General features: G+C 72.2%; 10 protein-coding genes and 1 pseudogene. 5 read left to right on the top strand and 6 right to left on the bottom strand.

Going from position 1 to position 14,435, the window contains the following annotated elements:
- Positions 1 to 36 precede the first annotated feature (36 nt).
- From EDD93_RS29725 to EDD93_RS29705, 5 genes are all read right to left on the bottom strand, one after another.
- Entirely contained in the window at positions 37 to 699 is a 663-nt protein-coding gene (locus EDD93_RS29725) for an urease accessory protein UreF (RefSeq protein WP_123528573.1), read from the bottom strand.
- Positions 700 to 712: 13 nt separating this feature from the next.
- Complete coding sequence (locus EDD93_RS29720; protein ID WP_123528572.1) at positions 713 to 2,434, bottom strand: urease subunit alpha; 1,722 nt, start codon at positions 2,432 to 2,434, stop codon at positions 713 to 715.
- Positions 2,427 to 2,738, bottom strand: a complete 312-nt coding sequence (locus EDD93_RS29715; protein ID WP_123528571.1) for an urease subunit beta — start codon at positions 2,736 to 2,738, stop codon at positions 2,427 to 2,429. Before EDD93_RS29715 ends, EDD93_RS29720 begins: the two co-directional genes overlap by 8 nt.
- Positions 2,739 to 2,748: 10 nt before the next feature.
- Positions 2,749 to 3,051: an urease subunit gamma gene (locus EDD93_RS29710; protein WP_123528570.1), complete on the bottom strand. Its 303-nt coding sequence runs from the start codon at positions 3,049 to 3,051 to the stop codon at positions 2,749 to 2,751.
- A gap of 138 nt (positions 3,052 to 3,189) precedes the next feature.
- Complete coding sequence (locus EDD93_RS29705) at positions 3,190 to 3,819, bottom strand: TetR/AcrR family transcriptional regulator (protein ID WP_123528569.1); 630 nt, start codon at positions 3,817 to 3,819, stop codon at positions 3,190 to 3,192.
- 113 nt (positions 3,820 to 3,932) lie between these two features.
- Here EDD93_RS29705 and EDD93_RS29700 point away from each other — a divergent pair, with 113 nt between their 5' ends.
- Complete coding sequence (locus EDD93_RS29700) at positions 3,933 to 4,925, top strand: ABC transporter permease (RefSeq protein WP_123528568.1); 993 nt, start codon at positions 3,933 to 3,935, stop codon at positions 4,923 to 4,925.
- 65 nt (positions 4,926 to 4,990) lie between these two features.
- On the opposite strand, the gene EDD93_RS29695 is transcribed toward EDD93_RS29700, so the two are convergent.
- Positions 4,991 to 5,275, bottom strand: a complete 285-nt coding sequence (locus tag EDD93_RS29695; protein WP_123528567.1) for a type II toxin-antitoxin system Phd/YefM family antitoxin — start codon at positions 5,273 to 5,275, stop codon at positions 4,991 to 4,993.
- Positions 5,276 to 5,427: 152 nt separating this feature from the next.
- On the opposite strand from EDD93_RS29695, the gene EDD93_RS29690 reads away from it, so the two are divergent.
- The 4 genes and pseudogenes from EDD93_RS29690 (at position 5,428) to EDD93_RS40440 (ending at position 14,372) form a co-directional block, all read left to right on the top strand.
- A complete protein-coding gene (locus EDD93_RS29690; RefSeq protein ID WP_123528566.1) occupies positions 5,428 to 6,030 on the top strand; it encodes a winged helix-turn-helix domain-containing protein in 603 nt (200 codons plus the stop codon).
- A gap of 103 nt (positions 6,031 to 6,133) precedes the next feature.
- Entirely contained in the window at positions 6,134 to 7,438 is a 1,305-nt protein-coding gene (locus tag EDD93_RS29685; protein ID WP_260255988.1) for an MFS transporter, read from the top strand.
- 200 nt (positions 7,439 to 7,638) lie between these two features.
- Positions 7,639 to 10,821, top strand: a pseudogene (locus EDD93_RS40445) (AMP-binding protein); the annotation flags it as partial.
- A 191-nt stretch (positions 10,822 to 11,012) separates the two neighbouring features.
- Positions 11,013 to 14,372: an amino acid adenylation domain-containing protein gene (locus EDD93_RS40440; protein WP_398905868.1), complete on the top strand. Its 3,360-nt coding sequence runs from the start codon at positions 11,013 to 11,015 to the stop codon at positions 14,370 to 14,372.
- Positions 14,373 to 14,435 lie beyond the last annotated feature (63 nt).

Below are 14,435 nucleotides of genomic sequence, written 5' to 3'. Positions count from 1 at the left end.
GCTGTGTCGGTGCGGCGAGCGGGAGTGCGGGCGGGGTTACGAGGCGAACAGCCGGACCGGTCGGGCGGCGTGGGCCTCGGCGGCGATGTCGAGCAGCGGGGCCGACGCGGCGGGCAGCTCGTCGATGCTCCCGCGAGCGGCGGCGGCCGCCAGCCCGGCGACATGGTCGAGTTCGGGGGCGAGCCGGGCGAGGACGGCGGTGGCGTCGAAGGGGTCGAGGGAGAGCAGCCGGACCACTGCCGTGGCCGGTCCGCTCACCGCTTCGTAGGCGACGCAGTACGCGGCGTCCTCGGGGCCGAGCCCTGCCGCGCGGGCGGTGAGTCCCAGCACGACGGGCTGATGGGCGCCGCGCGGCCTGGCCCGTGCGAGCGCTTCGAGTTCGCCGCTGGGCCAGGTCGCGCGCGCCGCCCGCATCAGCTGGCGGCCGAGCCTGCGGGCGACCGCGCGCAGGGCGGGTGAGGGGGTGCGCGCGTCGGCGGCCTCGTCGAGGGCGAGCGGGTCGTGCCCGTGGGCGGCCGCCGCGGCGAGTGCCGCGGCGGTCAGCCCGGTGGTGTGGAGGCGGCCCCGGCAGAACGCCGCGAGGTCCGCCGCGTCGCGGACGCGTCCGGCCTCGACGGCAGGCTCGGCGCCGCCCGAGTGGGCGTGGCCGCCGGCGGGGAACCGGCCGTCGGCCAGGACGAGCAGGGCTGCACGGCTCATCGATGGACCGCTCTCAGAAGAGGAAGTAGCGCTGGGCCATGGGGAGTTCGGCGGCGGGTGCCGGTTCGACCGGTTCGCCGTCGATGGTGACGGCGAAGCTGTCGGGGTCGACGTCGACCCGTGGCAGCGCGTCGTTCTCCCGCATGTCGGCCTTGCCGACCCCCCGGGTGCTGGTGATCGGGACGAACCGCTTCCCGAGTGCGAGCCGCTCGGGAAGCCCGTCCTCGATCGCGGCCTGGGCCACGAAGTTGAAGGAGTTGGCGGCCGGGGCCCGGCCGACGGCGCCGAACATGGGCCGGGGCAGTACGGGCTGCGGGGTGGGGATGGAGGCGTTGGCGTCGCCCATCTGCGCGTAGGCGATCTGGCCGCCCTTGATGACGGTCTGCGGTTTCACTCCGAAGAACGCCGGTTCCCAGAGCACCAGATCGGCGAGTTTGCCGCTCTCGACGGAGCCGATCTCCTGGTCGAGGCCCTGCGCGACCGCCGGGTTGATGGTGTATTTGGCGACATAGCGACGGACCCGGCGGTTGTCGGCGCGCCCGTCGCCCGGCAGTGCGCCGCGTCGCCTCTTCATCACGTGCGCGGTCTGCCAGGTGCGCAGGACGACCTCACCGATGCGTCCCATGGCCTGGGAGTCGGAGGAGATGATCGAGATGGCACCGAGGTCGTGGAGGATGTCCTCCGCCGCGATGGTGGAGGGCCGGATCCGTGATTCCGCGAAGGCCAGATCCTCCGGTACCGCGGGGTTGAGGTGGTGGCAGACCATCAGCATGTCGAGGTGTTCCTCGATGGTGTTGACGGTGTGCGGCCGGGTCGGGTTGGTGGAGCTGGGCAGGACGTACGGCTCCGAGACGACGCTGATGATGTCGGGTGCGTGCCCGCCGCCCGCCCCCTCGGTGTGGTAGGCGTGGATGGAGCGTCCGGCGATGGCGGCCAGGGTGTCGGCGACGAACCCGGCCTCGTTGAGGGTGTCCGTGTGGATGGCCAGCTGGGCGCCGGTCTCCTCGCAGACGCCCAGGCAGGCGTCGATGACGGCCGGGGTCGCCCCCCAGTCCTCGTGGATCTTGAACCCGAGTGCTCCGGCCCGCAGCTGGGAGTGCATGGCGTCGCGGGACATCGTGTTGCCCTTGCCGAGCAGCCCGATGTTGACGGGGTAGGCCTCCAGCGCCGCGAACATCCGGGCGAGGTGCCAGGGGCCGGGGGTGATGGTGGTGGCCTTGCTGCCCTCGGCAGGCCCGGTGCCGCCGCCCACGAGCGTGGTGATGCCGCTGGAGAGCGCCTGGTCCATGAGGGTGGGCGAGATGAAGTGCACGTGCGCGTCGATGGCACCGGCGGTGATGAACTTCCCGTTGCCCGCGATGATCTCGGTCTCCGGGCCGATGACCAGCTCGGGATGGACGCCGTCCATGGTGTCCGGGTTGCCGGCCTTGCCGATCCCGGTGATCCGGCCGTCGCGGATACCGATGTCCGCCTTGACGATGCCCCAGTGGTCGATGATGACGGCACCGGTGACGACCGTGTCGGGGGCGCCCTCGGCGCGGGTGGTGCGCGCCTGCCCCATGGACTCGCGGATCACCTTGCCGCCCCCGAACACCGCCTCGTCGCCGGCGAGTCCGGGTCCGCCGCAGCGGTCCTCCTCGATCTCGACGAGCAGATCGGTGTCCGCGAGGCGGATCCGGTCGCCGGTGGTGGGACCGAACAGGTCGGCGTACACGGCGCGATGGAGTTCAGCCATCGAGAGCACCTCCGGTCTCGCCGCGCAGGCCGGGGACGATCCGCCGTCCGGCCAGGGGGACGAGTTCGATGTCGACGGGTATGCCGGGCTCGAAGCGGACCGCGGTTCCGGCGGCGATGTTCAGCCGCAGGCCGCGGGCTGCCGCCCGGTCGAACTCCAGACCTGGGTTGGCCTCGGAGAAGTGGTAGTGCGAGCCGACCTGGACCGGCCGGTCGGCGGCGTTGAGGACTGTGAGACGGGTGACGGTCCGGCCCGCGTTGAGCGGCACCGGTCCGTCGGCGTGGAGGATCTCGCCCGGAGTCATCGGCGGCCCGTCAGACGATCGGATCGTGGACGGTGACGAGCTTGGTGCCGTCCGGGAAGGTCGCCTCGACCTGCACGTCGTGGATCATCTCGGCGATGCCGTCCATGACGTCGTCGCGGCTGAGCACCTTGCGCCCGGACGCCATCAGTTCGGTGACCGTACGGCCGTCGCGGGCGCCCTCCATCAGGTGGGAGCTGATGAGGGCAATCGCCTCGGGGTGGTTGAGCCGCAGTCCGCGGGCGAGGCGCTTGTCCGCCACATCCGCGGCTACGTGAATGAGCAGACGTTCCTGCTCGTGCGGGGTCAGTTGCACGTGTCCACCTCACAGTCGTCCGCCCAGTACCGGCCCTGGGCGCAGCGTGACACTAGCCCTGCTCAACAGACTGTTGAATGCCGAACCGGTGCCGCGCGGCGAGGTATTGCACGTTAGAGCCCAAGTTTTTCCGGCGCGTTAACTGATCTTTTGCATGTTCATGGACATCAGCCCCCGCAGACCGTCCTCCATGGTCTCCGGTCCGGGGTCGCCGAACATGGCCATCTGGATGATGAATCCCTGGGCGGCGGCGATGAGCGTGCGGGCGACCCGCTCGTCCGGCACGTCGGCCGTGAGCACACCCCGCTCCCGGTACACCCTGACCAGCTCGGACCAGGACGTCCGCAACCCCTCGTAGGCCTCGATGAGCGTGGCCGCCAGCCTGTCGCTGCGCAGGGCCTCGGACCACACCTGCACGATCAGCCCGGCGTACGCCCGCCGGTCCAGCCCCCGCCCCCCATCCACCCCTTCCGCGAACAGGGTGCGCACCACGCGGCCGATCAGGACGTCGGGCGTGGGCGGGGGCTCGACCTGGGATGCCCGCTCGAACGCCTGCCTGACGCCGGCGACCGCCTCCCCCGCGATGGCCGCGATCAGATCGTCCTTGCCGGTGAAGTAGCGGTAGACGGCTCCCGCCGACAGTCCGACCTCCTTGAGCACGTCCTGCATCGAGGTTCCGTGGAAGCCGTCGCGGGCGAAGCAGCGCGCGGCGCCGTCGAGGATCTGCCGGCGGCGGGCATCGAGGTGTTCCTGGGATACACGAGCCATACCTCACCTTAAAACGAACGTTCCTTCTTGACAAGGTCCGGCGACGGCGGGACAGTGGCCCCACCAGATAAAACGAACGATCATTCTCTTTGATGTGAATCGAGGTGCGCGGCATGTCCGCTGCCCCCAACCGTCGCCTGGTGGCGGTCGTCCTCCTGATCCCCATCGTGGTGGCCCTCGTCCTGTGGGCCTTCGCCTGGCCGGCCGCCCGGATGGCCCCGCGCGACCTGCCCGTCGGCGTCGTCGGCACGGGGCCCGCCGCCGACCGGCTCCAGGAACAGCTGGAGGCGCGCGACGGCGCCTTCGAGATCCACCGCTACGACTCCGAGGCCGCCGCCCGTACCGCCATCGAGCACCGGGCCGTATACGGGGCGATCACGGTCACCGCGCAGGGCCCCGAGCTGCTGACCGCGACCGCGGCGGGCCCGGTGGTGGCCCAGCTGCTGCACGACGCGGTCGCCGCCCAGGCCCCGGACGGCGCCGCGGCCCGGGTCACGGACGTGGTGGCGGCCCCGGCCGCGGATCCGCGCGGCAGTGTCCTCGGGTCGAGCATCCTGCCCCTGGCCATCGCGGGCGTGGCCACGGGCGCCGTGGTGACCCTGCTGGGGCTGCGCGGCCGCCGGGCGGCGGGGGCGCTGCTCGGGGTCGCCGCCCTGGTGGGGATGGTGGCCGCCGCGCTCACGGACAGCTGGCTCGGGGTCCTGACCGGCGATTGGTGGAGCGAGGCGGGCGCGTTCGGGCTCACCGTGCTCGCGATCGGCGCGACGGTGGCCGGACTCGCCGCGCTGATCGGCACGGCGGGCATCGGCCTCGGGTCCCTGGTGATGGTGCTGGTGGGCAACCCCTTCTCGGGTGTCACCAGCGCACCCGAACTGCTGCCCCGGCCGGTCGGCGCGATCGGCCAGTGGCTGGCGCCGGGCGCGGGCGGATCGCTGCTGCGGTCCGTCGCGTTCTTCGACGGCAACGCGGCGGCCGGGCCGCTCCTGGCCCTCAGCCTGTGGACCGTACTGGGACTGATCGCGGTACTGGCCGGCGGCCGCCGCCGCAGGACCCGGACCGCCGAGTCCGCCGCCGCACCCGGGCGCCGGCCCGCACCGGTCGGCTGACCCGCCCCGCGCGATGCCGTGCACCCCATGCCCTGCGCGGGCAGGGGGTGCACGGCATGCCCGTATCAGTTGCCGGGGCCCTGCTGTCCCCGGTGTTCCGCCGCGATCCCGAAGCGGTGCCGTTCGGCGGGAGCGGACGGGGAGGAGCCGATCGAGGAGACCGAGCTGATCACCTGCTCCCGCTCCGCCGCCTCCTCACCCTCGAGTCTCTCCAGATCAGCGGCCGACACGAACGCCACGAGCGGCTTGCCGTGCCGCGTCACGACCACTCGCTCACCGCCGTAGACGACGCGGTTGATCAGTTCGGCGAGCTCAGCTCGGGCTTGCGTCACCGGAATCTCGTAGGCCATGTCCCCCAGCCTATGCAAGGTCCATCCGGACCGTGGCGGTCCGTCGCGACAGTGATTGCTCGGGCCTGCGACTCTCAGACCCGGCCCTGATTGCACAGACTCCTGTGCACAACTTCCTATGCACAGACTCCTGTGTGGTCTACCTTGAGTGCATGGAACTTCCGCAGCAGCCCTCCCAGGTACATCTGACGGCCCGTAACCTGCGTGGCATCGCCCACCCTCTACGGGTCCAGATCCTCACCAGCCTGCGGACAGAGGGGCCGGCCACGGCCACCACGGTGGCCCGCCGGCTCGATCTGAACACCGGGGCGACCAGCTACCACCTGCGTCAGCTCGCGGAGTACGGCTTCATCACTGAGGCACCGTCACAGGGCGGGCGGCGTGAGCGCTGGTGGCAGGCGGCGCACGCGAACACCGTCGCGCCCGACAGCGAGGCGCTGGACGGCAGCGAGGGACTCGGCATCGCCTACCTCCAGGCGCTCGGCCGGGTCTGGTCGGACGCCCTGACGGCCGCGATCGAGGCGACCCCCTCCCTCACGCCCGAGTGGCACGACGCGCAGGACTTCGGTGACTACGCGCTTGCCCTCACCCCCGCCGACGCCAAGGAGCTGACGGCGGAGATCCACGCCCTGCTCCGCCGGCGCACGGCAGCCGCAGCGGACGCGCCGCAGGACGCGGCGCGGGTCACCTTCCAGTTCCAGTTGTTCCCGACCAGCGAGGACCGGCACGTCACCCAGCGCACAGACATGGAGTAGAGCGATGTCCACTCAGCACACAGCCGCCGGGACGGCGGCGGACAACGGCTTATGCATACCGGCGCCGGACCCGGGCCCCAGGGTCCTGCGCGGCCTGGTCGGCATGCTGTCGGCCAACGCGGCGGCGCTGTCGGCGAACCGCGTGCTGTCGATCGCCCTGCCCTGGTTCGTCCTGACGACCACGGGCAGCGTGGGCAAGACCGGTCTGGTGGCCTTCTGCCAGATCGTCCCGTACGTGATCTCGCAGGCGCTGGCGGGCCCGCTCATCGACCGCATCGGCCCGAAGCGGATCAGTGTGGCGGGCGACCTCCTCTCCACGGTCGCGATGGCCACCGCCCCGTTGCTCTACCTGACGGGCAGTCTGCCCTTCGGCCTGCTGCTCGGCCTGCTCGCGGTCGTCGGCGCGGCCGACGGGCCGGCCAACGGCGCCAAGGGGCTCTTCGTGCCGTCGGCCACCCGCGCCGCCCGCGTACCCATCGAGCGGGGCACCGGCCTCTCGGCCGCCGTCGAACGGACCGCGACCACCGTCGGACCGGCCCTCGCGGGCGTGGTCGTCACCGCGTTCGGAAGCCTGTACGCACTGTGGATCACCGCCGCGCTGTTCGCGGTGTCGGCGCTGATCGTCTCGACGACCCTCACCGACCCGGTGCCCGAGCCGCACGAGAGCCCGGTCGAGGAGGACGGCGGCTACCTCTCGCAACTGCGTCAGGGCGCCACCTTCCTGCGGGACGCGAAGCTGCTGCGGTCCATCGTGGGCATGCTGGCGGTGACGAACCTCCTGGACCAGGCGTTCATGTCGGTGCTGCTGCCGGTGTGGGCGAAGGAGTCGGGGAACGGTGCGGAGGCCATCGGCCTGGTGGTGAGCGTCTTCGCCGCGACCTCGATCATCGCCGCACTGGTGGCCGCCGGAGTGGCCGAACGGCTGCCGCGCCGCACCGTCTACCTGATCGGCTTCTCGCTGGGCGGCCTGCCCCGGTTCGCCGCGATGGCGACGGGGGCGCCGCTGTGGCTGGTGCTGACGGTGCTCGCGGTGGGCGGTCTGGGTTCGGGGTTCGTCAACCCGATCGTCGGCGCGGTGACGTACGAGCTGATCCCGACCCCGCTGCTGGGCCGGGTCAAGACGCTGGCGCAGGCGGTCACCTGGGCGGGCATCCCCTTCGGCGGACTGCTGGGGGCGGGTCTCGTGACCCTGACCGGCACGTCGACGGCGCTGTGGATCGTGGGCGGGCTGTACCTGGTCGCCATCGCTGTGCCCGGCATGAGCCGGGAATGGAACGGAATGCGCAAGCGGACGGCAGCCGAACACGCCGCCGCCGACGCCCCGGAGGACGTCATCGGGGCGGGCCCCGCGAGCGCGTCGGCGCAGACGGTGCCGCAGGAGGAGACCCCGGTCCCGGCCAGGGCCTGAACCGGCAGGGAAACGGCAGGCACGAGCGCGGCCGCCGGGGCACTGCGCCCCGGCGGCCACAGCGCGTACGGGCAGAAGTGGCCACGCCCTGCGGGCAGAAGTAACCAGTTATCTCGTCAAGATCGCTCTGCCAGCATCGAAATCGGCTGAGCATCCGAGGGCCTTCCGTTACGGGTCGACGACGAGGAACTGGTGGACGCATGACTACGAATCCGATGGTGCCGCCGGTGTCGGCCCCCGGTCGGGACGCGGGGCGTGAGTTCTCGCCCGCCGAGGCCCGGGTCGCCGCCGTTTGGCGGTCCGTTCTCGGCACCGGGGTGGAGACGGCGGAGTCCGATTTCTTCCTGCTGGGCGGCACCGGGGAGCAGGCGGCGGAGATGGCCCGCCGGGTGGCGGTGGAGTTCGGCTCGGAGTTCCGGGCCCCTTCGGCTCCGGGTCCCCTGACCGTAGGGAGCGTGGCGTCGTTCCTCGCCGATGAGGCCATGCAGCGGGCCCTTCGGCTGTTCGAATCCATCGACGAGGGCGCGGACGAGGGCACCCTGGCCGCACCGCCGGACCCCGAGGACGCCACCGCGATCCCCGCCGCCGTCCGTGGCGGGCGGCCGCTGCCGCTGTCGTTCGCGCAACGCCGCCTCTGGTTCCTGGATCAGCTGGAGCCGGGCCGGGCCGAATACCTCATCCCGATGGGGCTGCGCATCAGCGGCCCGCTGGACGTGACCGCTCTGGAGGCGTCGCTGTCGGAACTGGTGGCGCGGCACGAGGTGTTGCGGACCCGCTTCGTCACCGACGGGGACGGCACCCCCGGCCAGATCATCGACACGCCCCGGGCGCTGCCGCTGGACGTACACGACCTGCGCTCCGTCGCGGATGACGGGGCCCGGGAAGAGGCCGCCGTCGCGCTCGTGGCCACCGAGGGCTTCCGTCCGGTGGATCTCGCCACCGGTCCGATGGTCCGCGCGCTGCTGATCCGGCTGGGCGAGGAGGAACACCTACTCAACCTGACCATTCATCACATAGCATTCGACGGCTGGTCGGTGGGGGTGGTCTCGCGCGAGCTCACGACCCTGTACACGGCGCGGGTCACGGGCATCGCCGCCGGCCTTCCCGAACCTCCGCTGCAGTACGCCGATTTCGCTGTCTGGCAGCGCCAGTGGCTCACCGGCGACGAGCTGTCCTCCCAACTCGGCTACTGGCGTGACGCCTTGGCGGGCACCGCACCGCTGGAGCTGCCCACCGACCGCAGGCGCCCGGCGCGGCGCAGCGGCAACGGGGCAATGCTCACCTTCAGCATCCCCGCCGCGACCGCCGACGGGGCCCGCAGACTGGCGCACGACACGGGCGCAAGCCTGTTCATGACGCTGCTCGCGGTGTTCCAGGCCGTCCTGTCCCGCTACAGCGGCCAGGAGGACATCGCGGTGGGAACGCCGATCGCGGGCCGCAACCGGGCCGAGATCGAGGACATGGTCGGCTTCTTCGTCAACACGCTCGTCATGCGCACCGACCTGTCGGGCGACCCGACGTTCACCGAACTCGTCGACCGCGTCAAGGACACCGCACTCGGCGCCTACGACCACCAGGACCTGCCCTTCGAGCGGCTGGTGGAGGAACTGGCGCCGCAGCGGGACCTCTCCAGGAACCCGCTGTTCCAGACCATGTTCGTCCTCCAGAACACCCCCGCCGGCCGATCCTGGGAGCTGCCCGGCCTCAGCATCCGCCAGCTGGACGTGTCCGCGCAGGAGTCGAAGTTCGACTTCACGTTCTACGCGACGGAGGCCGAGGACGGCTGCCTCGACGGCACCATCGTCTACTCCACCGACCTCTTCGACGAGGCCACGATGGTGCGGCTCGCCGGGCACTTCGAGACCCTGCTCGGCGCGGCCGTCCACGACCCCACGGCCCGGCTGTCCGCCCTGGAGATGCTCACGGCCTCGGAGCGGCGGCAGATCCTCACCGCGTGGAACGGGGCGGACACCGACGCCCCCGACGCCGTCACCGTGCACCGGCTCTTCGAGGACCGGGCCGCCGAACGCCCGGACTCCCCTGCGGTCAGCTGCGGTTCGGAGCACCTGACCTACCGCGAGCTGGACGAGCGGGCCGAGTGGATCGCCGCCCTGCTGCGCGAGCGCGGTGCCGGTCCCGGCACGCTGGTCGCCGTCTGCCTCGACCGGGGCACCGACATGGTGAGCACGCTGCTCGGCATCCTCAAATCGGGTGCCGCGTATGTGCCGTTGGACCCGGCGTATCCGAGCGATCGGCTCGCCTACATGGTCGAGGACAGCGGGGCCCCGCTGATCGTCACCCGGTCCTCGCACGCCGAGCGGCTGCCCGCCGCCACACCGCTCCTGCTGCTGGGGGACTCCTGGCCGCCGGAACCGCCCGCCCGCCCCGGTGACGCCGCCGCGCCCGGGGCAGGGCCGGACGATCTCGCGTACGTCATCTACACCAGCGGTTCGACGGGCCGTCCGAAGGGCGTCCAGATCACCCACGGCGCCCTGCGCGCACGGATGCGGGAGACCCGGCGCCGGCTCGACCTCACCTGCGAGGACCGGGTGCTGCAGTTCGCGTCGATCTCCTTCGACTCCTCGGTCGGGCAGCTGTTCGCGCCGCTCACCGCCGGTGCCTCCCTGGTGCTGCGCGACGACGCGTGGGACCCGGGGATGCTGGGGCAGGCGCTGCGCACCAACGAGGTGACAGTGGCCTGGCTGACCCCGTCGGCGTTCGGTGCGCTCGCCGCCCAGCTCGACGGGCCGGACTCCCTCGGCCCGGAGCTGCGGCTGGTGCGGCTCGGCGGCGAGGCGCTCCGCGCGAGCAGGTACGCCAGTGGTTCCGCCACACTTCGGTGCCGCTGGTCAACGGATACGGGCCGACGGAGGCGGCGCAGGAGGCGGCGACGGCCCGGATCACCGGCCCCGGCGACCATGTGCCGATCGGGCGCCCGGTCGCCAACACGAAGGTCTTCGTGGTGGACCGCCACGGCCGGCCCGTCCCGGTGGGCGTCCCGGGCGAGATGTGGATCAGCTGCCCCGGCCTGGCCCGGGGGTATCTGGGCAGGCCCGACCTGACCGCCGAGAAGTTCACGGTCGTCACGCTGGACGGCACACCACGGCGCGTGTACCGCACCGGTGACCTGGCGAAGTGGCACCCGGACGGGCATCTGGAGTTCGTCGGCCGGGGCGACAACCAGGTCAAGCTGCGCGGCTACCGCATCGAACCCGGCGAGATCGAGGCGGCGCTGCTCACCCACCCGTCGGTCGCGCTCGCCACCGTCGTACTGCGCGAGGACCTGCCGGGCGACCCGCGGCTGGTGGCGTACCTCGTCGCGGACCCGCCCGTCGGGACGGACGCCCTGCGTGCCCACCTCCGTCGCGACCTGCCGGACTACATGATCCCCGCCGCGTTCGTACCCCTGGACCGCATCCCGCTCACCCCGAACGGCAAGACGGACCGCCGCGCCCTGCCCGCGCCCGCCTCCGACCGGCCCGAACTGGGCGCCGCGTACACCGCCCCGCGCACGGGGACCGAGCGGACGGTGGCCGAGGTGTGGGCGGAGGTGCTCGGCATCGACACCGTCGGCATGGACGACGACTTCTTCGCGCTGGGCGGCCACTCGCTGCTGGCGACGCGGGTCGTGTCACGGCTGCGCCGGCGGCTGGGCGTGGACGTCCCCGTACGGGCCCTGTTCAGCGCGCCGACCCCGGCGCTGCTGGCCGCCGCGGTGGCGGACCTCGATGACGTCGGGATCTCCCGCATCCCCGCCGTGCCGCGCGACGGCGCCCCGCTGCCCCTGAGCTTCGCTCAGCAACGCCTATGGTTCCTGGACCAGTTGGAGCCGGACCGGGCCGAGTACCTGCTGCCGTTCGCCTTCCGCGTCCACGGAGCGGTCGATGTGGCCGCCCTCGACACCGCCTTGACCGCGCTGGTCGCCCGCCACGAAATCCTGCGCACCCGGTTCGGCACGGACGATGCGGGCTCCCCGGTCCAGTCCGTTGCCACCGAGGGGCCGGTGACCGTGCTGCTACGGGATCTGCGCGCCGTCGCCGACGACCGGGCGCGGGAGGACGCCTGCGCGGCGGTCCTGGCCGAGGACGCGCTGCGCCCGGTGGACCTCACCGCCGGCCCGATGCTGCGCGCGGTGCTGGTCCGGCTGGCCGACGAGGAGTCGGTCCTGGCGATCACCGTGCACCACATCGCCTTCGACGGCTGGTCGGTGGGCGTGCTGGTGCGTGATCTGTCGGCGCTGTACGCCGCGGCCCTGGGCACGGGCCCGGTCCCGCCGCCGCAGCCGGTGCAGTACGCCGACTACGCGTTGTGGCAGCGCGGCTGGCTGACCGGCGAACCGCTGGAACGCCAGCTCGGATACTGGCGGGACAGCCTGGCGGGCCTGGAGCCGCTGGAGCTGCCGACGGACTACGCACGCCCCGCGCAGCGGACGGGCAAGGGCGAGGTCGTCCGGTTCTCGGTGCCCGCCGATGTCGCCGCACGTGCCAGGGCGGTGGCCGCCGACGGCGGCGCGAGCCTGTTCATGACCCTGCTGTCGGTGTTCCAACTGCTGCTGGCCCGCTACAGCGGACAGCGGGACATCGCGGTGGGTACCCCCATCGCCGGCCGCAACAGGGCCGAGACCGAGGACCTGATCGGCTTCTTCGTCAACACGCTCGTCCTGCGGACCGACCTCTCCGGCGATCCGGCGTTCACCGAACTGCTGGCCCGCGTCAAGGACACGGCGCTGGGCGCGTACGACCACCAGGACCTGCCCTTCGAGCGCCTCGTCGAGGAGCTGGCCCCCGACCGTGACCTGTCCCGCAATCCGCTGTTCCAGACGCTGTTCGCGCTCCAGAACACTCCCGGAGCGGACGCGTGGAGCCTGCCCGGCCTGACGGCGGAGCCCATGGAATCGCCGGTCCGCGACGCGAAGTTCGACCTGTCGATGTACCTCGCCGAGGCGGCCGACGGGACCCTGGACGGCGCCGTCGTCTACGCCGGCGACCTCTTCACCGAGGCCACGGCGCGAGGTCTCGTGGACCACTTCACCCACCTGCTGGCAGCGGCGACGGCGACTCCGTGCAGCGCGCTCTCGGAACTGGAGATGCTCGGTGCGGACGAGCGCCACCGGATCGTGTCCGAGTGGAACGCCACCTCGGCGCCCGTCCCGGCCGGGGCCACCCTGCACGGACTGTTCGAGACCCGCGCGGCGCTCACCCCGGACGCCGTCGCCGTCGTATGCGGCGCCGATGAGCTGACGTACCGCGAACTCGACGAACGGGCCAACCAGTTGGCGCACCGGCTGCGCGCCGAGCCGGGGATAGGACCGGACGTCCCGGTGGGCGTCTGCCTGGAGCGCTCGCCCGCCCTGGTGTGGACGCTGCTCGGCATCCTGAAGGCCGGCGCCGCCTACGTTCCGCTCGACCCGGAGCATCCGGCGGAGCGGCTGGCCTACCTGGTGGAGGACTCCGGCGCGCCCCTGGTCGTGACCGACACCGCACATGCCGGTCTGCTGTCCGGGGGCCCGGCCTTGCTGGCCGTCGACCGCGCCCCGGACCTGCCGGACTCCCTCCCGGTCACCGCACCCGAACCCGTCGCGGGACCGGGCGACCTGTCCTACCTGATCTACACCAGCGGCTCGACGGGGCGGCCGAAGGGGGTCCGCATCGAGCACCGGGGGGTCGTCAACTACCTGGCCGGGATGCAGGACGCGTTCCCGATCGAGCCGGGCGAGGGCTTCCTCCAGGCGACGCCCCTGTCCTTCGACGTGTCGGCGTACGAGATCTTCTGGCCGCTGTGGCAGGGGGCGAAGGTCGTCCTGGTCCCCGGCTCCGACCGGCTGGACATGGCCGAGGTGTCCCGCCTGATGCGCACCCACGGTGTGGTCGGCCTGCACTTCGTGCCGAGTCTCCTGGACATGTTCGTCGGACAGGCGGCGCCGGAGGATTGCGCACACCTGCGTTACGCCTTCGCGAGCGGCGAACCCCTCCAGCCGACCTTGGTGGCCCGATTCCTCGACCGCTTCCCCGGCGACCTGATCAACCTGTACGGGGCGACGGAGGTCTCCGTCGACACCACGTACTGGCGGGCCTCGCGCACCGACCCCCGGGGCCCGGTGCTCGCGGGGCGGCCCATGGTGAACCAGAGCGTGTACGTGCTCGACGCGGACCGCCGGCCCGTACCGGCCGGGGTGCTGGGCGAGGTGTACCTCGGCGGCGACAGCGTGGGCCGCGGCTACCACCAGCGACCCGAACTGACGGAGGAACGCTTCGTACCGGACCCGTTCACGGGCGGCCGCCTGTACCGCACCGGTGACGTCGGCCGCTTCACCCCCGACGGCGAACTCGACCTGCTCGGACGGCTCGACCGGCAGGTGAAACTGCGCGGCGTCCGGGTCGAGCTCGGCGAGATCGAGGCGGCCCTGCTCGCCCATGAGGCAGTCGGGGTGTGCGCGGTGACCGTCCGCGAGGACACCCCGGGCGACAAACGGCTCGTCGCCTATCACGTACCCGCGCCGGGCTCCGGCACGGCGGACATGGACGCCGGGTCGCTGCGCGCGTGGGCGGCCGAGCGACTGCCCCGGGCCATGATGCCGTCCTCGTTCGTGGAACTGCCGGAACTCCCCCTCAACCGGAACGGCAAGGTCGACCACGCCGCTCTGCCCGCCCCCGAGGAGGCCGACACCGCGGCGGAGTTCGTGGCGCCCCGCGACGACATCGAGGCGGAACTCGCCGACATCATGGCCGGAGTGCTCGGCCGCGAGAAGGTCGGAATCCACGACCGCTTCTTCGACATCGGCGGGCATTCCCTCCTCGCCATCCAGCTCGTCAACCGCATCGAGGCGGTGACCGGGGTCCGGATCGGTCTGCGCCGCCTCTTCCAGGCGCCGACGGTCACCGGCGTCAAGGAGCAGCTCATCGAATTGTTCGACGCACAGGAACAGGCGTCCTGAACCCAGCGGCCCCCTGCCCCTCACGCAGGGCCCCGTTGTCCCCGCGCAGAGACCCGTTGCCCA

The organism is Streptomyces sp. 840.1 (assembly GCF_003751445.1).
Taxonomy (GTDB): Bacteria; Actinomycetota; Actinomycetes; order Streptomycetales; family Streptomycetaceae; genus Streptomyces.
The sequence above is the reverse complement of the archived record's forward strand: the minus strand, read 5'-3'. Positions and strand labels throughout refer to the sequence as shown.

What these genes read in the sequence shown, in the direction of transcription:
- EDD93_RS29695 (WP_123528567.1), bottom strand. Translation starts at nt 5,275, where the DNA reads ATGGCCTACGAGATTCCGGTGACGCAAGCCCGAGCTGAGCTCGCCGAA.
- EDD93_RS29725 (WP_123528573.1), bottom strand. Translation starts at nt 699, where the DNA reads ATGAGCCGTGCAGCCCTGCTCGTCCTGGCCGACGGCCGGTTCCCCGCC.
- EDD93_RS29700 (WP_123528568.1), top strand. Translation starts at nt 3,933, where the DNA reads ATGTCCGCTGCCCCCAACCGTCGCCTGGTGGCGGTCGTCCTCCTGATC.
- EDD93_RS29720 (WP_123528572.1), bottom strand. Translation starts at nt 2,434, where the DNA reads ATGGCTGAACTCCATCGCGCCGTGTACGCCGACCTGTTCGGTCCCACC.
- EDD93_RS29690 (WP_123528566.1), top strand. Translation starts at nt 5,428, where the DNA reads ATGGAACTTCCGCAGCAGCCCTCCCAGGTACATCTGACGGCCCGTAAC.
- EDD93_RS29705 (WP_123528569.1), bottom strand. Translation starts at nt 3,819, where the DNA reads ATGGCTCGTGTATCCCAGGAACACCTCGATGCCCGCCGCCGGCAGATC.
- EDD93_RS29715 (WP_123528571.1), bottom strand. Translation starts at nt 2,738, where the DNA reads ATGACTCCGGGCGAGATCCTCCACGCCGACGGACCGGTGCCGCTCAAC.
- EDD93_RS40440 (WP_398905868.1), top strand. Translation starts at nt 11,013, where the DNA reads ATGGACGACGACTTCTTCGCGCTGGGCGGCCACTCGCTGCTGGCGACG.
- EDD93_RS29685 (WP_260255988.1), top strand. Translation starts at nt 6,134, where the DNA reads ATGCTGTCGGCCAACGCGGCGGCGCTGTCGGCGAACCGCGTGCTGTCG.